This is a genomic window from Streptomyces sp. NPDC048825 (genome assembly GCF_043198355.1).
In the GTDB taxonomy this organism is placed as follows: Bacteria; Actinomycetota; Actinomycetes; order Streptomycetales; family Streptomycetaceae; genus Streptomyces; species Streptomyces xiangluensis.
Genome location: NZ_JBICUR010000006.1, coordinates 315,708 through 334,530, shown reverse-complemented (window position 1 = coordinate 334,530; position 18,823 = coordinate 315,708). Strand labels below are relative to the sequence as shown.

The following is an 18,823-nucleotide window of genomic DNA, read 5'->3' as shown; positions in this document are numbered from 1 at the left end:
CTCGGCTCAGCCCGTCTTCCACCCCCACTGAGGGCCGAACTTCTCCCACTCCGCGTCCCACTGCTCCATACGCTGCCGGTCCAGACGCTTGCGCAACAGCCGTCCGCCGCCGAGGGGCACGGCGGCGGCGCTCGCCCCCACCAGCACCCCGGACAGTCCGGCCCGCAGTCCGGCCTGGTGCGCGCTGGCGGGCTTGGTGACGAGGCGGCCGTCGCGGTCCGTCCACACGACGACGGGGGTGCCGGCCGTGCTGCCGGGCTCGACTCGCGCCTGGCCGGTGTGCGGCGAACCGTCGGCCGCGGTCCAGCGCACCTCGGCCCAGATGCGTTCGTGGCTGGCCGCGGATGTGCTTGTGGCGGGCGTGTTCTCACTGGTCAGGGCGAGGACCGGATGCCACTCGGCGCGCTGCTGGGCGAGGCTGCTCTCGACCGCGTGTGTCGTCGCCAGTCCGGCGAGCAGACCGGTGACCAGCATCAGGGTCCAGGTGGCCAGCAGGAGCCAGGACTCCAGTTCGTCGCTGCGGCGCCGCAGCGGGTTGCGCCGCCATCGCCACAGCCACACCCTCTGACCACGGAATGCCGCCATCGAACGCCCCAATCTCCTCACCGACACACCAGCCCCCTCCCTCCCATACGCGAGCGATCGCCCCGGTGCTCACGAGGAGACGATCCCCACATCGCCGTTGGTCGCCGAAATGCCCTCTGAACTGCCGGGATGGCGCGTCCAGAGGTGATTGTCAGTGCCTGGGTGCAGACTGACCCGTGTCTGCTGACAACGACGTCCGGAGGTGGTCGGCATGGCCGACGTACTGCTCACCGTAGGCACGCGGAAAGGCCTGTTCATCGGGCGACGGCGCGGCGGCGCCTGGGAGTTCGACGACAGTCCGTACTTCAACGCGCAGGCCGTCTACTCGGTCGCCATCGACACCCGCGGTGATGTGCCGCGGCTTCTCGTCGGCGGGGACAGCGCGCACTGGGGCCCGTCCGTGTTCCACTCCGACGACCTGGGCCGCACCTGGACCGAGCCGGCCAAGCCCGCGGTCAAGTTCCCCGAGGACACGGGGGCTTCGCTGGAGCGGGTGTGGCAGCTGCATCCGGCGGCCGCCGAGCCGGATGTGGTGTACGCGGGCACGGAACCGGCCGCGCTGTACCGCTCCGAGGACCGCGGCGAGACCTTCGAACTCGTCCGCCCTCTATGGGAGCACCCGACGCGCTCGCAGTGGGTGCCCGGCGGCGGCGGAGAGGGCCTGCACACGGTCCTCACGGACGCGCGCGACCCGAGGGCGGTGACAGTCGCCGTCTCCACGGCCGGTGTCTTTCGTACGAAGGACGGCGGGGAGAGCTGGGCGCCCTCCAACTCCGGTGTCTCCGCGGTGTTCCTGCCTGATCCGAACCCGGAGTTCGGCCAGTGCGTCCACAAGATCGCACAGGACGCGGTGACGCCGGACCGGCTGTATCTGCAGAACCACTGGGGTGTCTACCGCAGCGACGACGCGGGCGCGCACTGGACGGACATCGGCGAGGGCCTGCCGTCCACGTTCGGCTTCGCCGCGGCCACCCACCCGCACCGCGGGGACACGGCGTACCTGTTCCCGATCAACGCCGACGCGGACCGGGTCCCGGCCGAGCGCCGATGCCGGGTCTTCCGCACGGCGGACGCGGGCAAGACCTGGGAGGCGCTCTCGGCGGGGCTGCCGCAGGAGGACCACTACGGCACGGTGCTGCGCGACGCGATGTGCACGGACGGCGAGGACCCGGCGGGCGTGTACTTCGGCAACCGCAACGGAGAGGTGTTCGCATCGGCCGACGACGGGGACAGCTGGCGGCAGTTGGCGTCGCATCTGCCGGATGTGCTGTGCGTGCGCGCGGCGGTGATCGATTGAGGCCCAGCACTCAGCAGTTAGCAGTTAGCAGTTAGCAGTTAGCAGTCACAGGGGGAGCCCTGCGCCCTCTCGCCGTCAACGGACGTATCACTCTTGGTCGTTCCTCGGCCACCGGTTGATCGCGCCCGTCCGCACGGCAGTAGGGTGACGCCGTGGCACCACGACCCTTGCATGAAATCGTCGAAGCGGGCTGGGCCAAGGCCCTGGAACCCGTGGCCGGACGGATCGCCGAGATGGGTGACTTCCTGCGCGCGGAAATCGCCGCGGGACGCACCTATCTCCCGGCCGGGCCGAATGTACTCCGCGCCTTCCAGCAGCCTTTCGACGACGTCCGCGTCCTCATCGTCGGCCAGGACCCGTATCCGACACCGGGACACGCGGTGGGGCTGTCGTTCTCGGTAGCGCCCGAAGTGCGGCCGCTGCCCGGCAGCCTCATCAACATCTACCGGGAGCTCGGCAGCGACTTGGGGCTGCCGCAGCCGTCCAACGGCGACCTGACGCCCTGGAGCGAGCAGGGCGTGCTGCTGCTCAACAGGGCGCTCACCACCGCCCCGCGCCGTCCCGCCGCGCACCGGGGCAAGGGCTGGGAAGAGGTCACGGAGCAGGCGATACGGGCGCTGGCAGGGCGCGGCCGGCCGCTGGTGTCGGTCCTGTGGGGACGCGACGCCCGTAACCTCCGGCCGCTGCTCGGTGACCTGCCGTCGGTGGAGTCGGCGCATCCCTCGCCGATGTCGGCGGACCGGGGCTTCTTCGGTTCGCGCCCGTTCAGCCGGGCCAACGACCTGCTGGTCCGTCAGGGCGGGGAACCCGTGGACTGGCGGCTGCCGTGACCGGTCCCGACGAGATGTCGGGCGTACTGGGTGTGGACTCCGGGGGTTCGGGACTGCGGGCCGTACTGGCGGTCAAGGGGGGCCAGGACGAAGACCGGGATACGGCTCCGCTGAAGTCCGGGGAGCCTGTGCGCACGGGCCCGCGCGGCATTGACGCCGGGCATCTGGTGGAGCAACTGGTGCCGATGGCCCGGCAGTTGATGGCGGACGCGGGGATCGCCGCGCTTCGCGCGGTCACCGTGGGGGCCGCGGGTTACACCTCGCTGGGTGACTCCTTGCGCGCCGATCTGCCGTCCGCGCTGGCCCGCGAACTCGGTGTGCGCAAGCTCGCGTTGGCCGCCGACGGGGTCACCGCGTATGTGGGCGCGCTGGGCCAGCGACCGGGGGCAGTGGTCGCGGCCGGCACCGGTCTGATCGCGATCGGCACGGATCTGACGAGCTGGCGCAGAGCGGACGGCTGGGGCCATCTGCTGGGCGACAACGGCAGCGGAGCGTGGATCGGGCGAGCCGGACTCGACGCGGCCCTGCGCGCGCACGACGGACGGTCCGGGGGCTCGGCCCCGCTCCTGGCGCGCGGCGAGGCGATGTTCGGCCCGGCCGGCACCTGGCCGGGGCAGCTCTACCCGCGCACCGACCGCCCCGCCATGCTGGCGTCCTTCGCACCCGAGGTGGCGGCCTGTGCCGACGGCGACCCGGTGGCCGCGGACATCCTGGCCGAGGCCGCCCGGCACATCGCCGGCGCGGCCCGCGCGGTCTGCCCCGCCGGCGGCGAGGTCTCCGGCGAGGCCCAAGTCGCCCTTACGGGTGGACTGTTCAAGATGGGCGACCCTCTGCTCGTACCCCTGCGCGCCGCGTTGGCGGACCGGCTGCCGTACGCGCGGCAGGTTCCGGCCGCGGGCGATCCGCTCGCCGGCGCCGTACGCATCGCCGTGGACCTGGCCGAGGACCGGCTGACGCTGCCGCGCGAGGAGGACATGCTGTACGTGATCGGGGAGCCCCCCGCGCTCGAGGCCAACGCGCCCGAGACCCCCGCACCTTGATCCGTACGTACGCAAAGAGATCAATCCGTACGCAACTCATCAGACAAAAGCGGACGTATACCGTTCACCTGCACCCTCCCCGAACAGGGGAGCCCAAGAAACCAGTAACATGCGGCGCCATGAGCTCCCCCACTGGGCCCGCGTCCGGCCTGCCAGTACGAATGCCGCGACCCCGCCAGCCCGGGCGGCACCGCCGTCCGGAGCCGCTGGCGGCTCCCGAGGGCGCGCCCGCGCTCGTCCTCGCGGTGCCCGGCACGCCCAGCGGTGCCGTGCGCAGCCTTGCCGACGAGGTCGTGAGCATCGCACGCTCCGAGCTGCCCGGCCTCGACGCCCGGATCGGGTACCTCGACGGTGACGACTCGGAGTTCCCCACGCTTCAGTCGGTGCTGGTGCACGCCGCCGAGGAGCGCACCGCCCGCTTCGAGCAGGCCCGCGCCGCCGGTGTCGACGTCAGGGAGCCGGAGGGCCCCGTCGCCGTCGTCGTGCCGCTGCTCGCCGGTCCGGACAACGCGCTGCTGCGCCGCATCCGCCAGGCCGTCATGGAGAGCCGTGTCGCGGCCGAGCTGACCGATGTGCTCGGCCCGCACCCGCTGCTCGCCGAGGCGCTGCATGTACGTCTGTCCGAGGCGGGTCTGGCGCGTGCCGACCGGGCCCGCCTGTTCACCGTGGCGACCGCCGCGGACGGCATCATCCTGGCGTCCGTGGGCGGCGAGGAGGCCGTGCAGGCGGCCGGGATCACCGGCATGCTGCTCGCCGCCCGCCTCGCCGTGCCGGTGATGGCGGCGGCGCTCGACGAGGAGGGCGCGATCGCCTCCACTGCCGAGCAGCTGCGTTCTTCGGGCTCCCAGCAACTGGCGCTCGCGCCGTACCTGATCGGCCCCGAGCTCGATTCGACGCTGCTCGACGCGGCCGCGAAGGAGGCGGGTTGCTCCGCCGCCGAGGGGCTGGGCGCGTACCCCGCGATCGGCAAGCTCGCGCTCTCCAAGTACACGACGGCACTGGGCATCGCCCCGCAGCAGCCGCAGGGCGCGCCGGTTCGCTGACGCCGGCACACATCCTCACGCACGAAGAAGGGCCTGCTCCTCTCACAGGAACGGGCCCTTCGTCGTGTCCGCCGTCGTATGGGCTGGTTGCTAGTCGAACACCACGCACGACGCCGCAGGCGCCTCGATCGAGCCGCCGCGGCGCGGGATGCCGGTGTCCGGGTCGAGCGCGAACCAGGTCACGTCGCCGGAGCGTTCGTTCGCCACGTACAGGAAACGCCCCGAGGGGTCGAGGGCGAGGGCGCGCGGCCAGTTGCCGCCGCAGGGCACCGTGATGACGGGGCGGAGCTCGTCCGCGTCGGCCGCGAGCACGGAGAGGACGTCCTGGCCCCGGGTGGCGGTCCACACGAAGCGTCCGTCGGGCGACACGACGATGCCCGAGGGATACGCGTCACCGTCCGGGGCGACCGGCAGCACCGGCGTCTCGCCGACCGGCCGCAGGGTGCCGTCTGCGGCGTCCCAGCGGCAGACGGTGACGGTGGGCGCGAGTTCGTTGACCACGTACGCGTGCTCGCCGTCCGGATGGAACGCGAGGTGGCGGGGCCCCGACCCGGGACGCAGCGCAATCTCGCGGTGCACCTCGAGCGTCCCGTCCCGCAGCACGCACACCCGTACGGAGTCCGTGCCCAAGTCGACGCTCACGGCCCACTGCCCGCTCGGGTCGGGCTGCACCTGGTGGGCGTGCGGGCCCTGCTGACGCTGGGTGTGCGGGCCCGAGCCGGAGTGCTGGAGCACGCCGGACGCGGCGCCCTCCAGGCTGCCGTCGGCGCGGAGGGGCACGGCACTGACGCTGCCGGAGCCGTAGTTGGCGGTCAGTACGTGTCCGGCGTGCACGCAGAGGTGGGTGGGTCCGCTGCCGTCGACCGGGACCGGCTGGCCCGCGAGTTCCGGCTTGTCACCTTTGACGCGGTACGCGGCCACCGCGCCCTCGGCCGTCTCGCTGACCGCGTAGAGCATGTCCCCGGCGGGCGACAACGCGAGGTACGAGGGGTCGGGGACGCTGTCCACGCTGCTCAGGACCGTCAGCGCGCCGCTGTCCTCGTCGCGGGCCGCGGTGAGCACACCGGGTCCTCCCGCTGCCGTGAACGAGCCGATGAACGCCCGCTGTTCCCGCCTGCCGCCGTCTGCCACTGCCGTCCCCTCTCGGTGCCGCGCTGTCGGGGCGACGGTAGCAGCAGGCGATCAAAGGTCTGGACCAAAACGGCCGCCTGTGCGACAGCGTGGTTCGTGTTCACGCCCTCGCCGTCGAGGAGTCCCCCAGTGGTGCGGCCAGCGCGGCGAGCGCCCGCTCCAGGCCATGGAGGTGGGCGAGCGCCTGCTCGGCTCCCGGGTCATGACCCGGCACACCAGTGCCCGGAGTCCCCGCGCCCGACACGCCCGCGGCCGACGGCACGGCACGCTCCGGCACCGCGCCGAGTCCGGCGAAGTCCGGTGCGGTTCGGCAGCGCCCCAAAGGGGTGCGGGGCTGTGACATACGCGGCTCAGCCGCGTGGACGCAACCAGCCACGACGGACCCGCAGGTGACGCACTGGCCATCCAGCGGAGCGCTCAGCACCTCGACAGCCGCCTCGACGCGTCCGCAGGCGGCGGTGAGGCGGGCGTCGTGCGAGGCGGCGGGGTCGGCGGCGACGGCCGCGAGACCGCGCAGCTCGCGGGCGCAGTCGTCGAGGAGCGCGAGCACCTGACGGGCCCTGGCCTTGCGAGCCCGCATCGGGTTGAGCGGGTGGACCAGCGGGGCGAGCGCGAACCGCACCCGTCCGAGCAGCGCCTCCAGCTCCGCGGCCGGCGGCGCGGGATCGGCGCCCGGGTCACCGGCAAGGCGCCGGGCCGCCGCCGACGTGCAGTCGTGTACGGCGTGCACGGCCCGGGCCACCCAGCGATCGGTCACCGCGTGCGTGGTGACCGGAAGGATCAGCGCGACGGCGAGCACGGCACCGAGCGCACCGGCAGTGGTCTCCGCGAGACGCAGTCCCAGCAGGCCCGGATGCAGCACGCCGAGGAGCCCGTACAGCAGACCCGCCATGACGGTGACGAAGAACATCATCCAGCTGTACGAGAGCGCCGCGGTGTAGAAGATGCCCCACACGCATACGGCGACGATCACTGCCGTGGGCGTCGGCGCGCCGTGCAGCGGTACGGCGATCAGCAGCCCGGCCGCGATTCCGGTGACCGTGCCGACGACGCGCCGGAAGCCGCGTACCAGCGTCTCTCCGCGCGAGGCCGTGTTGACGAAGATCCACCAGGCAGTGCCGACGGCCCAGTACCAGCGCTCGTGCGACAGGAACTGGCCCGCCGCCATCGCGAAGGCGCAGGCGGCCGTGGCCTGGAAGGCCTGCCGGGTGGTCGGCCGGCCGAGCCCGCGACCGCCGAGCGGGGCGGGAACCGCAGGCGGCGGAGTTTGTCGCTCGATGCACCACACGCCGAAGCGCACCGTCGAGGAGGCGGCCAGGGACAGCGCCACCGCGGCGTACAGCTGGGGCAGTTGACCGGGTACGGCGTGCAGGAACTGCGTGATGAAGAACGTCATGAACGCGAAGATGCCGAGCGCGTGCCCACGCGGCCCCCAGCGGCGGGCGTACACACCGCAGAACACCACGACGAGCCAGACCGCGTCACGCACGGTCGGCACCGGGTGGAGCACGGTCGCGAGGGCGAGCACGGGGAAGCCGACGACGGGCAGCAGAGCCGTGGTGGCGGCCTGGCCGCGCACGGTCGGGTCGCCGACCGTGAACAGCGCGAGAAGCGCGGCGAGCCCGCCCGTGATCGAGGCGGGCAGCGAGAGCCCGGCGAGTTCGCAGGCGGTCACCGCGAGGCTGACGCCGAGCACCGCCCGCAGCGAGACCCGCAGCCGTACCAGGCCCGGATCCGGAGCCATGAACATCTTCTTCACCGTCGGCAGCCCGCCCCCCGCTTCGCATCTGTTCACATGGGAATGGCGCCGCGGGTCCGGATCCGGCTTCCTTGCCGTCCGGCGCTTCGCGACGCCATGTATACCGTCAAGGTAAGCAGGAGGTGGGCACTGGCTCAACAGGCTCCCGATCGGCTGGGCCATTGGTACAGTCGGGAGCGACCAGCCAAGACCGCAGGGAGGCCAACGGACCATGGCCGTGGACGAACTCGACACCCGCATCCTGCGAATGCTCCTGGAGCAGCCCCGCACCAGCGTCCGCGAATACGCCCGCACCCTCGGTATCGCCCGCGGCACGCTCCAGGCCCGGCTCGACCGGATGGAACGGGACGGCGTGATCACCGGCACGGGCCCCTCGCTCTCACCCGCCGCGCTCGGCCACCCCGTGCTCGCCTTCGTGCACATCGAGGTCACGCAGGGACATCTCGACGAGGTGGGCGATGCCCTGGCCGCCGTACCGGAGATCGTCGAGGCGTTCTCGATCACCGGCGGCGGTGACCTTCTGACGCGGGTCGTCGCGCGCGACAACGCCCATCTGGAGGATCTGATCCAGGCGCTGATCAGCCTGCCGGGCGTCGTCCGCACGCGTACGGAGGTGGCGCTGCGCGAACGCGTGCCGCACCGGCTGCTGCCGCTCGTGGAGGCGGTCGGACGCGCGGCCCGGAACTGACCGGCGCAGAAAGACCGACTGACGGCCGAGAGCTGTTCAACGGCCGCTAACCGGTCCTTGGCATCCTGGAGGCCATGAGCTCTCTCGCAGGCACCGCGGTCATCTTCGATCTCGACGGCACGCTCGTGGACAGCGAGCCCAACTACTACGAGGCGGGACGGCAGACACTCGCAGGGCACGGCGTCACGGACTTCACCTGGACGGACTTCGAGCAATACGTCGGCATCAGCACCGCGGAGACGGTCGCTCACTGGAAGGAGCGGTACGCCATCGAGGCCCCGCGGGACGTGCTGCTCGCGGAGAAGAACCGGCGCTATCTGGCGCTGGCCCGCACCGCCACGCACGTCTTCCCGGAAATGCGGAAGTTCGTGGAGCTGCTGGCCGTCGAGGGCATACCCATGGCCGTGGCCTCTGGTTCCTCGCGGGAGGCCATCGAGGCGATCCTGGCGGGCACGGGCCTGGGCGCCTCGCTGCGCACCGTTGTCTCGGCCGAGGAGGTCGCCCGGGGCAAGCCCGCTCCGGACGTCTTCCTGGAGGCGGCACGCCGGCTGGGAGCGGCCCCGGCGGACTGCGTGGTCCTCGAGGACGCCGCTCCGGGCGCGGCGGCGGCGCACGCGGCCGGGATGCGCTGCATCGCCATCCCGTACCTGGCCGCGCAGGCCGACGACCCGGCGTTCGCCACGGCCGGGTTGCTGTTGCGCGACGGCCAGAGCGAGTTCACGGCGCGGGCCGCGTACGACTGGCTCGTACGCTCGGCTCCGGCGTCCTGATCCGCCGACCTGATCTGCCGACGCCGGCCCCGTGCTTCAGGGCTGGAAGAGGATCTTCACCGCTTCCTCTTGCTTGCGCTGGAAGATCTCGTATGCGTGCGGGGCCTCCTCCAGCGGGAGCCGGTGGGTGGCGAAGCCGTCGACTCCGAGGGGGTCCTCGTCGGTGAGCAGCGGCAGGATGTCGTCCACCCAGCGCCGTACGTTCGCCTGGCCCATTCGCAGCTGGATCTGCTTGTCGAACATCGTCATCAGCGGCAGCGGTGAGGCCATGCCGCCGTAGACACCGCTCAGCGAGATCGTGCCGCCACGCCGGACCAGCTCGATGGCGGTGAGGAGCGCGGCCAGCCGGTCGGTGCCCGCCCGTTCGGCGAGCCGGGCGGCCCAGGCCCGGGGCAGCATCGAGGACATCTGCTGGGCGGTCCGTCCGACGGGGCTTCCGTGGGCTTCCGTTCCCACGGCGTCGATCACGGCGTCGGGGCCACGGCCGTCGGTCCGGTCGCGGATCTCCTCGATGAGCTCCTTGCGCCCCTCGTACCGCCGCAGGTCGTACGTCTCCACGCCCCGCTCGCGCGCCCGCCGCAGCCGCTCGGACACCAGGTCGACGCCCATGACGACCTCGGCCCGCTGGAGCCGGGCGATCCTGCAGCACATGTCGCCGATCGGTCCGAGGCCGAGGACGGCGACGGATCCTCCGGGCGGGATGTCGGCGTACTGCACGGCCTGCCAAGCCGTCGGCAAGACGTCCGAGAGGTAGACGTAGCGGTCGTCCGGTGGCCCGTCCGGTACCTTGATCGGCCCGAACTGCGCCTGCGGGACCCTCAGATACTCGGCCTGGGCGCCCGGCACGCCGCCGTACAGCCTGGTGTAGCCGAACAGCGCCGCGCCCATGCCCGAGTCGTGCACCTGGGTGGTCTCACACTGCGTCGGCAGCCCGGCGCCGCACATCCAGCAGTGCCCGCACGCGATCTGGAAGGGCACGACGACCCGGTCGCCGGGCTTCAGCCCCGTCACCGCGGAGCCCACCTCCTCGACGACGCCGATGGGCTCGTGCCCGAGTATGTCCCCCGGTGTCATGAACGCGGTGAGCACTTCGTACAGATGCAGATCGGAACCGCAGAGCCCGCTGGAGGTGACGCGTACGATCGCGTCCGTCGGTTCCTCGATCTCCGGGGCGGGTACGGTCTCCACCCGCACCTCGCGCTTGCCCTGCCAGGTCACGGCCCTCATCGTGCGCTCCCTTCACCGCTGCTCGTCGCTGCCTCGGCCGTCGACTGCACGTCATCGAGGCGCTCGCCGAGTACCCGGGAGAGCGTCACTCACCCGCCGGCGGGCGGGGCTCCTCAGCCGACCTTCTGACCGGCCAGCGGGGCGGTCTCCTCGCCGGCGCCCTCGCGCATGCCCTGCAGGACTTCCTCGACCGCCTCGATCGCGGTGAACCGCGGCCGCCAGCCCAGTTCGTGGCGGGCCCGGGTGCAGTCCATGAGGGGCAGTCGCAACACCGCGTCGAACAGCTGCGGCGAAGCGGGCACCAGGTGCAGGCCCCAGGCCGCGGCAAGGGCGGAACGCGCCGCCTTGCGGGGCATCCGCACCAGCCGGGAATGGAACAGCTCGCCCAACACCTCGGCGTCCAGCGGCGGTTCGGCCGCCAGGTTGAACGCGCCACGGACGTCGCTCGTCACGGCGAGCCGGTACGCCTCCGCCGCGTCCTCGGTGTGCAGCGCCTGTACGCGCAGACCGCGGACGTCGGGCAGCACGGGAAGGAGCTCGGGCCGGGCCAGCGGGCCGGGCTTGAAGCGCCCGGCGAACAGACGGCGCTGCTGGCTCCCCGACTCCTCCTTGAAGAGAAAGGCGGGCCTCATACGGACGACCCGGGTCTCCGGCCGCTCATACTCGAAGGTGTCCAACACGCGCTCCACATAGGCCTTTTCACGGCAGTACGCCGCTTCCGGCCAGCCGTGCGTCGGCCAGGACTCGTCCACGGCACGCTCCTTCGGGCCCGGCGAGTAGGCGCCGACCGAGGAGGCGTACACCAGCGTCGGCACCTTGGCCGTGGCCGCCGCGTGGAACACCTTCACGCTGCCGAGCACGTTGGTGCGCCAGGTGACCGCCGGGTCCCGGGCGGGCTGGAGCTTCCAGGCCAGATGGACGACGGCGTCGGCTCCCTCGAAGTGCTTGGTCAGCTCGGACTCGGCCGTCAGATCCACCGCGGCCCACTCGGCCGAGGGCACCGGCGGCTCGTCGGGCAGCCTGCGCGCGATGCCGAGTACGGAGTCCACCTGCGGATCCTCGCTCAGAAGACGCATCACGCTGGTGCCCACGTTCCCGGTGGCACCGGTGACGACGACCCGCAGTCCGGTTGCGCTGCTCATGATCGGCTCCTCTCCTGAGCTCCGTCACCGTGACGCGTTCCCCCTGCGCGGGAGGCAAACGTGGGCGGCGGTCCGGGTGAGATCGAACCGGCTGCATACGGGCCGCAATGTGGCAACGTGGAGGCGCAGCCCGTGGATCAACACCACGCGACTGTGCGCCCCATGAGGAAAGCGAAGATCACGACTAGCAGGAGGACTTATGTCGAAGCCGCCGCTTCCCGAGGCCGCCGTCGTCATGCTGAAGAAGCCCAATCCGGCTGTCATCGCCACGGTGCGGTCCGACGGGCAGCCGGTGTCCACGGCCACCTGGTACCTCCGGGAAGACGACGGGCGGGTGCTGGTCAACATGGACGAGGGCCGCAAGCGGCTCGGCCACATGCGCAACGATCCCCGGATCACGCTGACGGTGCTCGACGAGGGCAACTGGTACACGCACCTCACGCTCATCGGCCGGGTGGTGGAGCTGCGCGACGACGAGGACCTGGCCGACATCGACCGGTTGTCCCGGCACTACGGCGGGCGCCCGTACCCGCAAAGGGACCGCGGCCGGGTCAGCGCCTGGATAGAGATCGACCGCTGGCACGGCTGGGGCGACCTCCGGGACAGCAGCCAGGCGGCCGGCTGAGGACTGCCCCTCGAAGGCGCCCGCTCAGCGCCCCGGAGCGCCGGCGCGCAGGCCGTCCATGACAAGGTCCATGAGTCGCCCTGCGCGCCCCTGCCAGTCGTCCCCGTGGGGATCTGTCTGCCAGAGCCAGGCGATGGCGAGCAGGAAGTCGTCGGAGGTCACCCCGGGTGCGCGTTCGAGCGCATGGGCGCGTCATTTCTGTCCTGCACTCGTCCTCCTTCCAGGAATCACGTCAGGGCCCGCCTTGTTGAGAGGCCAGCTGGCCGTTAGGCTCGCGATTATCGGACAACTGTCCGTTTAGGTCCGCATTAGCTGCGCATACTCCTGTGCGGACGGCCGGAATCGATCGCCGACCGCATTGACCCGTCCGGCTTCGACGCGCACCACCCACGCGAAGGAAGGCTGATCATGGCTCCAGCTCCCTCCACGTACAGTGCCATCACCCTCAACATCAACGGCGAGAAGTACACGCTGCCTGTCGACCACCGCACCACCCTTCTCGACGCATTGCGCGAGCATCTCGATCTGACAGGTACCAAGAAAGGCTGCGACCAAGGTCAGTGCGGTGCCTGCACGTTACTGATCGACGGACGCCGTGCCGTCTCCTGTCTCCAGCTCGCGGTGGCCGCCGAGGGGCGCGACATCACCACCATCGAAGGCGTCGCCGAAGGCGGGCAACTGCACCCCGTACAGCAGGCGTTCCTCGATCTCGACGGCTACCAGTGCGGCTACTGCACGCCAGGTCAGATCTGTTCGGCCCTCGGGGTGATCGAGGAACACGCGGCGGGCTGGCCGAGCGCCGTCACCGACGACGTACGGCCCGAAGCGGGACCCCCGCCGCTCAGCGCAGAGGAGATCCGGGAGCGGATGAGCGGCAATCTGTGTCGCTGCGGTGCGTACGTGTCCATCGTGCAGGCAGTCGCACAGGCGGCAGAGGTGCACACGGCCGAGGCCGGGGAGGCTGCCGCATGAGGGAGTTCGGCTACCAGCGTGTCCTCGACGTCTCCGGCGCGGTCGCGCTGCTCGACGCCGATCCGGACGCGCGCTTCCTGGGCGGCGGCACCAACCTCGTCGACTTGATGAAGAGCGGCGTGGAACGGCCCGCGCGGCTCGTCGACGTACGCGAACTGCCCCTCGACCGGATCGAGTCGACGACAGACGGCGGTCTGCGCATCGGCGCCACCGTCACCGACAGCGACCTGGCCGCGCACCCCGAAGTCCGGCGCCGCTACCCGGCGTTGACGCAGGCAGTGCTGGCCGGCGCCTCCGGGCAACTGCGCAACATGGCCACCGTCGGTGGGAACCTCCTCCAGCGCACCCGCTGCGGCTACTTCACCGACGTGACCAAGCCATGCAACAAGCGCGTCCCCGGCAGCGGATGCCCCGCCATCGAGGGCGAGCACCACAACCACGCCATCCTCGGCGCCACCGAACACTGCGTGGCCACCCACCCCTCGGACATGGCGGTGGCGCTCACCGCCTTCGACGCCGTCGTCACGTACGAAACGACCGACGGGCCGGGCGAGTTGCCGCTTGCCGAGTTATACCTGCCCGTGGGTGACACGCCGCATCTGGAGACGGCCCTGCCGCCCGGCGCGCTGATCACCGGCATCACCCTGCCCCCGGCCCCCGTCGCCGCCCTCTCCCGCTACCGGAAGGTGCGCGAGCGCGCGTCCTACGCGTTCGCGATCGGCTCGCTCGCCGCCGCTCTCGACATCGAGGACGGGGTCGTACACGAAGCGCGCCTCGCCTTCGGTGCGGTCGCGTCCCGGCCGTGGCGGGCCACGGCGGCAGAGCGGACCTTGGCCGGGGGCCCGGCTACGGCCGATGCCTTCGCCGCCGCCGCGGACGCCGAACTGGCGGCCGCCAGGCCGCTGCCCCACAACGCCTACAAGGTGACGCTGATGCGCAACCTGGTCGTGGCCGTGCTGACCGAACTCGCCGAGGAGGCCTCCCGATGACCACGACGACTCAGGCCACTGCGGTGACGGGTGCCGTCGGGACCGCGCACACCCGCGTGGAGGGCCGCGACAAGGTCACCGGAGCCGCCCGCTACGCCGGCGAGATCCCCTTCGACGAACTGGCCCACGGATGGCTGGTGTTGTCGACCGTCGCCCGCGGCCGCATCCGCTCGGTGGAGACTGCTGCCGTCCTGAGGATGCCGGGTGTCCTCACCGTCCTGCACCACGGGAACGCCCCGCGGGTCGACAGCGACTACGTCGGCATGCTGGGCACCCCGGACCCGACCGCCGCCGTCTTCCAGCACGAGCGGGTGCCGCACATGGGCTGGCCGGTGGCGCTGGTCGTCGCCGAGACGTCCGAGCAGGCCAGGGAGGCCGCCGAAGCGCTCGTGGTGCACTACGAGGAAGAGCCGCACGACGTCACGTTCTCGGCCGGACACCCGGACGCATACCAGGTGGACGGCTTCATGCCGGCGGTGACGGAGAAGGGGGACCTGGAGGCGGAACTCGCCGCGTCCGCCCTCGTCGTCGACGCGGAATACACCACGCCGGAAGAGCACCACAATCCGATGGAGCCCCACGCGGCGACGGCTCTCTGGGACGGCGGCCGACTGGAAGTGGTCGACTCGAACCAGGGCACCGCCTGGGTCGCGAGCGAGATCGCGAACATGTTCTCCCTCGACCCGGCCTCGGTACGGGTGCGATCCGAGCACGTCGGCGGCGGCTTCGGCAGCAAGGGCCTTCGCGCGCACCAGGTGGCCGCCGTGATGGCCGCGACCGGCCTGCAGCGTCCGGTCCGGGTCGTCATGACCCGCCGTCAGATGTTCTCGCTCGCCGGCTACCGCAGCCCCACGACGCAGCGGATCAGGCTCGGCGCCTGTGCCGACGGACGGCTGCGCGCGCTCGACCACAGCTCCCTGAGCCTCACCTCGACCGTGCACGAGTTCGTCGAGCCGAGCGCAGGGGTGGCACGGGTGATGTACGACGCCGACGCCCACCACACGGCCAACCGAGTCGTACGGCTCGACGTACCGACCCCGACGTGGATGCGCGCGCCGGGCGAGGCGCCGGGGTCGTTCGCGGTGGAGGCGGCGCTGGACGAGCTCGCCGCGAAGTGCGGTATCGACCCGATCGAGCTGCGCGTACGCAACGAGCCCGAGACGGGCCCCGTGTCCGGGCTGCCGTTCAGCAGCCGCAACCTGCTCGCCTGCTTCCGGGAGGGCGCCCGCAGGTTCGGCTGGGCGGACCGGGACCCGCGTCCGGGCCTGCGCCGGGACGGGCGCTGGCTGCTCGGCACCGGTACGGCGGCGGCCTCCTTCGGTGCCGGAGCCGGACCGTCCACGGCGGCCATGACGGCGGAGGCGGACGGCACGTTCACCGTGCGGATCAACGCGGCGGACATCGGCACCGGGGCCCGGACCGCGCTCACCCTGGTCGCCGCCGACGCGCTCGAGGTGGCACCGGACCGTGTCCAGGTCCGCATCGGCGACAGCGACTTCGGACCGGCGTGGATCGCCGGCGGTTCGATGGGCACCCGCTCCTGGGCGTGGGCGGTCACGGCCGCGGCAGGCGAACTGCGGGAGCGGCTCGCCCTGCACACCGGCATCCCACCGGAGGGCATCACGGTACGGTCGGACACCACCGCGGCCATCGGCGCCCTGGCCCGGAAGGAACGGCACTCCTTCGGGGCGCAGTTCGCCGAGGTCGCCGTGGACCCCGCCACCGGAGAGGTGCGCGTACGGCGCATGCTCGGCATCTTCGCGGCGGGCCGGATCGTCAACCCGCTGACGGCGCGCGGCCAGTTGGTCGGCGGGATGATCTGGGGCATCTCCATGGCCCTGCACGAGGAGGCGGTCCGGGACCGGGCCTCGGGCGGCCACTACGTCGCCGACCTCGCGGGCTACCACGTCGCCGCGCACACCGACGTCCCGCTCGTCGAGGCGGACTGGGTGGACGACCCGGACCCGGACGACCCGGTCGGGATCAAGGGCATCGGCGAGATCGGCATCGTGGGCGCCGCGGCGGCGATCGCCAACGCGGTCTGGCACGCGACCGGCGTACGCCACCGCCACCTCCCCATCCGGCCCGACCGGGTCCTGCTGGCGGGAGCCGAAGCGGAGGGCGAGCGGGATGCTTGACATCGCCGACGAGCTGAACCGCTGGATCGAGCAGGGCCGGGACTTCGCCGTCGCCACCGTCGTGGCCGTGGGCGGCAGTGCGCCGCGCCGGCCCGGCGCCGCCCTCGCCGTCGACAGCGAGGGCACAGCCATCGGCTCGGTCTCCGGCGGCTGCGTGGAAGGAGCCGTGTACGACCTGTGCGTCCAGGCGCTCCAGGACGGCGAGGTGGTGCGCGAGCGGTTCGGCTACAGCGATGAGGATGCCTTCGCGGTGGGACTGACCTGCGGCGGGGTCATCGAGGTCCTGGTCACGCCGATCGGTGCCGCCGCGCCGGGCAGGAAGGTGTTCGCGTCGGCGCTGTCGGCCGCCGCCGGGGGTGAGACGGCGGCCCTCGCCCGCGTGGTCCGGGGGCCGGTCGAACTGCTGGGCAGGGCGCTGCTCGTGCGCCCGAGCGAGGCGAGATGGGAGTCCCCCCGGACGGAGTCTGGGGAAGGATCGTACGAAGGCGAACTCGGCGGGCATCCCGAGCTGGACCGCACAGTGGTGCACGAGGCCCGCGCCCTGCTGAACGCCGGCCGCACGGGCACGTTCGACATCTCCGCGAGCGCAGCGCGATGGGGGTCCCCCCGGACGGAGTCTGGGGGAGGATCGCGCTGCGGGGCCGCCCTGACGGTGCTCGTCGAGTCGCGCGTGCCGCCGCCCCGCATGATCGTCTTCGGTGCGATCGACTTCGCCGCAGCGCTGGTGAGGGCGGGCAAGTTCCTCAGTTACCACGTGACCGTGTGCGACGCCCGTCCTGTCTTCGCCACGCGGGTGCGGTTCCCCGAGGCCGACGACATCGTGGTCGACTGGCCGCACCGCTACCTCCGGCGCACCGACACGGACAGCCGCACGGTCCTGTGCGTGCTCACCCACGACGCCAAGTTCGACGTACCGTTGCTGGAGGCGGCCCTGCGGCTACCGGTCGCGTACGTCGGTGCGATGGGCTCGCGTCGCACCCACGACGACCGTAACCGGCGGTTGCGTGAAGTCGGCGTCACCGAGCCGGAGTTGGCCCGCCTGCGCTCTCCGATCGGCCTCGACCTCGGCGCTCGTACACCCGAGGAGACGGCCCTGTCCATCGCGGCCGAGATCGTCGCGGTACGACACGGCGGCTCGGGCGTTCCTCTGACCGGCTCGGCGACACCGATTCACCATGACGTGCGGTCCGCGTCGATCACGCCCGGAGAGCGGGCGGTCCCGTCAGCGGGTCACCCGGCCAGCGCCGAGCGGGCCGCCGCGAGGGCCTGCTCGGCGTAGCCGCGGCCGAAAAGTACGGCGTGTACGAGCAGAGGGAAGAGCTGGTGCAGGCCTACGCGGTCCGTCCAGCCGTCGGCGAGCGGCGTCGCTTCCTGGTAGCCGTCCAGTATCCGGTCCAGGTGCGGGCAGCCGAACAGGTGAAGCATGGCCAGGTCGGTTTCCCTGTGGCCGCCGTGCGCGGCCGGGTCGATCAGCCAGGCGTGTCCGTCGGCGCCCCACAGCACGTTGCCGTTCCACAGGTCGCCGTGCAGCCGGGCAGGCGGCTCGGCGGGACCGGCCAGTTCGGGCAGGCGCTCACAGACGCGCTCGACGACGGTCGCCTCGGCCCGGCGCATCGTGCCGTCGTCGACCGCCCGGCGCAGATACGGCAGCACCCGGTGTTCGGCGTACCAGCGTGGCCAGTCGGTGCCGGGGACATTGCGCATCGGGGCGAGCCCGATGTACGCGTCCTCGGGGCCGCCGGGTGGTGAGGCCCCGAAGTGGGGCGCGCCCGTGGCGTGCAGGGCGGCCGGGTCGCGGCCGAACCGGACCGCGGCCTGGGCGCTCGGGCGCCCGGACGGGACGCGGTCGGTCACCAGCCAGCGTTCGTCATGGCCGTGCACCGCCGGGACACGAACCGTTCCGGCGTCCGCCAGCCAGTGCAGCCCCGCCGCTTCGGCCCGTACCGCTCCCGGGTCGTCACCGCGCTTGACCACCACCAACTGCCCGCCGTCGAGGGTGACTTCGGCGAGCGCGCCGGACAACCGGCGCTCGCCGGTCACCGGGCGCCCGGTGAGCCGGGCCGCCGCGGCAGCCGGGCCCTCGCCGTCTTGGGCGGGCGGACGGGCGGTCATGCGGGTTGCCTCCGGCGGTTGGGCGGGTGGGTTCGTTGTCGGCTGCGGGTTCGTTGTGGCTGGTCGCGCCCCGCGGCGGAGCCGCTGATGTCGCAGCCCCGCGCCCCTGGGTGGGTGGTGGGTCGGGGCCGTGGGGCCGGTGCGTCAGCCCGTCGCAGGGTGGGCATACGGCCCTCCGGCTCACACAGGGCGCAGGTGGCCTGAGACAGAACCTACGCGACGGGCATACGACGCACCGACCCACGTCCCCTCCCGCCGGTGGGAAGCTGCGGGCAGTGGGGGGTGCGGGCTTTCCCTGGGCGCGGGAAGGCGCAGGCTTTTGCTTTTCAGGGGCGCGGGGCTGTGACATTAGCGGCTCCGCCGCGGGGCGCGACCAGCCACGGCGGACTGGCAGCCGCGACACGACTGTCACCCCCACCCCCTGGCGGGGGCCTGGGGCGCAGCCCCAGTTTCGGGAAGGGGCGGGCCTGGGGAA

17 protein-coding genes and 1 pseudogene are annotated in these 18,823 nt (G+C 72.2%); 11 read left to right on the top strand and 7 right to left on the bottom strand.

Going from position 1 to position 18,823, the window contains the following annotated elements; genetic code table 11:
• Window positions 1-6: 6 nt before the first annotated feature.
• A complete protein-coding gene (locus tag ACGFNK_RS17830) occupies window positions 7-585 on the bottom strand; it encodes a hypothetical protein (protein WP_393416809.1) in 579 nt (192 codons plus the stop codon).
• Between the two features lie 211 nt (window positions 586-796).
• Here ACGFNK_RS17830 and ACGFNK_RS17825 point away from each other — a divergent pair, with 211 nt between their 5' ends.
• From ACGFNK_RS17825 to ACGFNK_RS17810, 4 genes are all read left to right on the top strand, one after another.
• Complete coding sequence (locus tag ACGFNK_RS17825; RefSeq protein WP_386336505.1) at window positions 797-1,882, top strand: WD40/YVTN/BNR-like repeat-containing protein; 1,086 nt, start codon at window positions 797-799, stop codon at window positions 1,880-1,882.
• 152 nt (window positions 1,883-2,034) lie between these two features.
• Window positions 2,035-2,712 (top strand): uracil-DNA glycosylase, encoded by a 678-nt coding sequence (locus tag ACGFNK_RS17820; RefSeq protein ID WP_393416807.1) that lies wholly within the window; start codon window positions 2,035-2,037, stop codon window positions 2,710-2,712.
• Window positions 2,713-2,726: 14 nt separating this feature from the next.
• Window positions 2,727-3,752, top strand: a complete 1,026-nt coding sequence (locus ACGFNK_RS17815) for an N-acetylglucosamine kinase (RefSeq protein ID WP_393416999.1) — start codon at window positions 2,727-2,729, stop codon at window positions 3,750-3,752.
• Between the two features lie 119 nt (window positions 3,753-3,871).
• Complete coding sequence (locus tag ACGFNK_RS17810) at window positions 3,872-4,795, top strand: hypothetical protein (RefSeq protein WP_344388492.1); 924 nt, start codon at window positions 3,872-3,874, stop codon at window positions 4,793-4,795.
• A gap of 90 nt (window positions 4,796-4,885) precedes the next feature.
• Here ACGFNK_RS17810 and ACGFNK_RS17805 read toward each other — a convergent pair whose 3' ends face one another.
• Window positions 4,886-5,926: a lactonase family protein gene (locus ACGFNK_RS17805; RefSeq protein WP_393416805.1), complete on the bottom strand. Its 1,041-nt coding sequence runs from the start codon at window positions 5,924-5,926 to the stop codon at window positions 4,886-4,888.
• A gap of 100 nt (window positions 5,927-6,026) precedes the next feature.
• Complete coding sequence (locus ACGFNK_RS17800) at window positions 6,027-7,676, bottom strand: FUSC family protein (protein WP_393416997.1); 1,650 nt, start codon at window positions 7,674-7,676, stop codon at window positions 6,027-6,029.
• Window positions 7,677-7,896: 220 nt separating this feature from the next.
• Between ACGFNK_RS17800 and ACGFNK_RS17795 the strand changes: the two genes are divergently transcribed.
• Both ACGFNK_RS17795 and ACGFNK_RS17790 read left to right on the top strand, forming a co-directional pair.
• Window positions 7,897-8,373 carry an Lrp/AsnC family transcriptional regulator gene (locus ACGFNK_RS17795; protein WP_393416803.1) on the top strand — a complete coding sequence of 159 codons (477 nt, stop codon included), beginning with the start codon at window positions 7,897-7,899 and terminating at the stop codon, window positions 8,371-8,373.
• Between the two features lie 74 nt (window positions 8,374-8,447).
• The gene (locus ACGFNK_RS17790) at window positions 8,448-9,143 is read left to right on the top strand and encodes an HAD family hydrolase (protein ID WP_393416801.1); all 696 of its coding nucleotides are present in this window, start codon (window positions 8,448-8,450) and stop codon (window positions 9,141-9,143) included.
• A gap of 36 nt (window positions 9,144-9,179) precedes the next feature.
• Here ACGFNK_RS17790 and ACGFNK_RS17785 read toward each other — a convergent pair whose 3' ends face one another.
• Both ACGFNK_RS17785 and ACGFNK_RS17780 read right to left on the bottom strand, forming a co-directional pair.
• The gene (locus tag ACGFNK_RS17785; protein ID WP_393416799.1) at window positions 9,180-10,370 is read right to left on the bottom strand and encodes a zinc-dependent alcohol dehydrogenase; all 1,191 of its coding nucleotides are present in this window, start codon (window positions 10,368-10,370) and stop codon (window positions 9,180-9,182) included.
• 113 nt (window positions 10,371-10,483) lie between these two features.
• A complete protein-coding gene (locus ACGFNK_RS17780) occupies window positions 10,484-11,512 on the bottom strand; it encodes an NAD-dependent epimerase/dehydratase family protein (RefSeq protein ID WP_393416797.1) in 1,029 nt (342 codons plus the stop codon).
• A 199-nt stretch (window positions 11,513-11,711) separates the two neighbouring features.
• Between ACGFNK_RS17780 and ACGFNK_RS17775 the strand changes: the two genes are divergently transcribed.
• Window positions 11,712-12,137 carry a PPOX class F420-dependent oxidoreductase gene (locus ACGFNK_RS17775; protein WP_393416795.1) on the top strand — a complete coding sequence of 142 codons (426 nt, stop codon included), beginning with the start codon at window positions 11,712-11,714 and terminating at the stop codon, window positions 12,135-12,137.
• 24 nt (window positions 12,138-12,161) lie between these two features.
• Here the strand turns inward: ACGFNK_RS17775 and ACGFNK_RS17770 are convergent.
• Window positions 12,162-12,305, bottom strand: a pseudogene (locus tag ACGFNK_RS17770) (TetR/AcrR family transcriptional regulator); the annotation flags it as partial.
• Between the two features lie 240 nt (window positions 12,306-12,545).
• Here ACGFNK_RS17770 and ACGFNK_RS17765 point away from each other — a divergent pair.
• The 4 genes from ACGFNK_RS17765 to ACGFNK_RS17750 are packed head-to-tail and all read left to right on the top strand — an operon-like array spanning window position 12,546 to window position 17,515.
• Window positions 12,546-13,109, top strand: a complete 564-nt coding sequence (locus ACGFNK_RS17765) for a (2Fe-2S)-binding protein (RefSeq protein ID WP_393416793.1) — start codon at window positions 12,546-12,548, stop codon at window positions 13,107-13,109.
• Window positions 13,106-14,098: an FAD binding domain-containing protein gene (locus ACGFNK_RS17760; protein WP_393416791.1), complete on the top strand. Its 993-nt coding sequence runs from the start codon at window positions 13,106-13,108 to the stop codon at window positions 14,096-14,098. Before ACGFNK_RS17765 ends, ACGFNK_RS17760 begins: the two co-directional genes overlap by 4 nt.
• Window positions 14,095-16,236 (top strand): xanthine dehydrogenase family protein molybdopterin-binding subunit, encoded by a 2,142-nt coding sequence (locus ACGFNK_RS17755; RefSeq protein ID WP_393416789.1) that lies wholly within the window; start codon window positions 14,095-14,097, stop codon window positions 16,234-16,236. Before ACGFNK_RS17760 ends, ACGFNK_RS17755 begins: the two co-directional genes overlap by 4 nt.
• Entirely contained in the window at window positions 16,229-17,515 is a 1,287-nt protein-coding gene (locus ACGFNK_RS17750) for an XdhC family protein (protein WP_393416787.1), read from the top strand. Before ACGFNK_RS17755 ends, ACGFNK_RS17750 begins: the two co-directional genes overlap by 8 nt.
• Here ACGFNK_RS17750 and ACGFNK_RS17745 read toward each other — a convergent pair.
• A complete protein-coding gene (locus ACGFNK_RS17745; protein WP_393416785.1) occupies window positions 17,467-18,348 on the bottom strand; it encodes a fructosamine kinase family protein in 882 nt (293 codons plus the stop codon). The two genes, ACGFNK_RS17750 and ACGFNK_RS17745, sit on opposite strands and share 49 nt — an antisense overlap.
• Window positions 18,349-18,823: the final 475 nt, after the last annotated feature.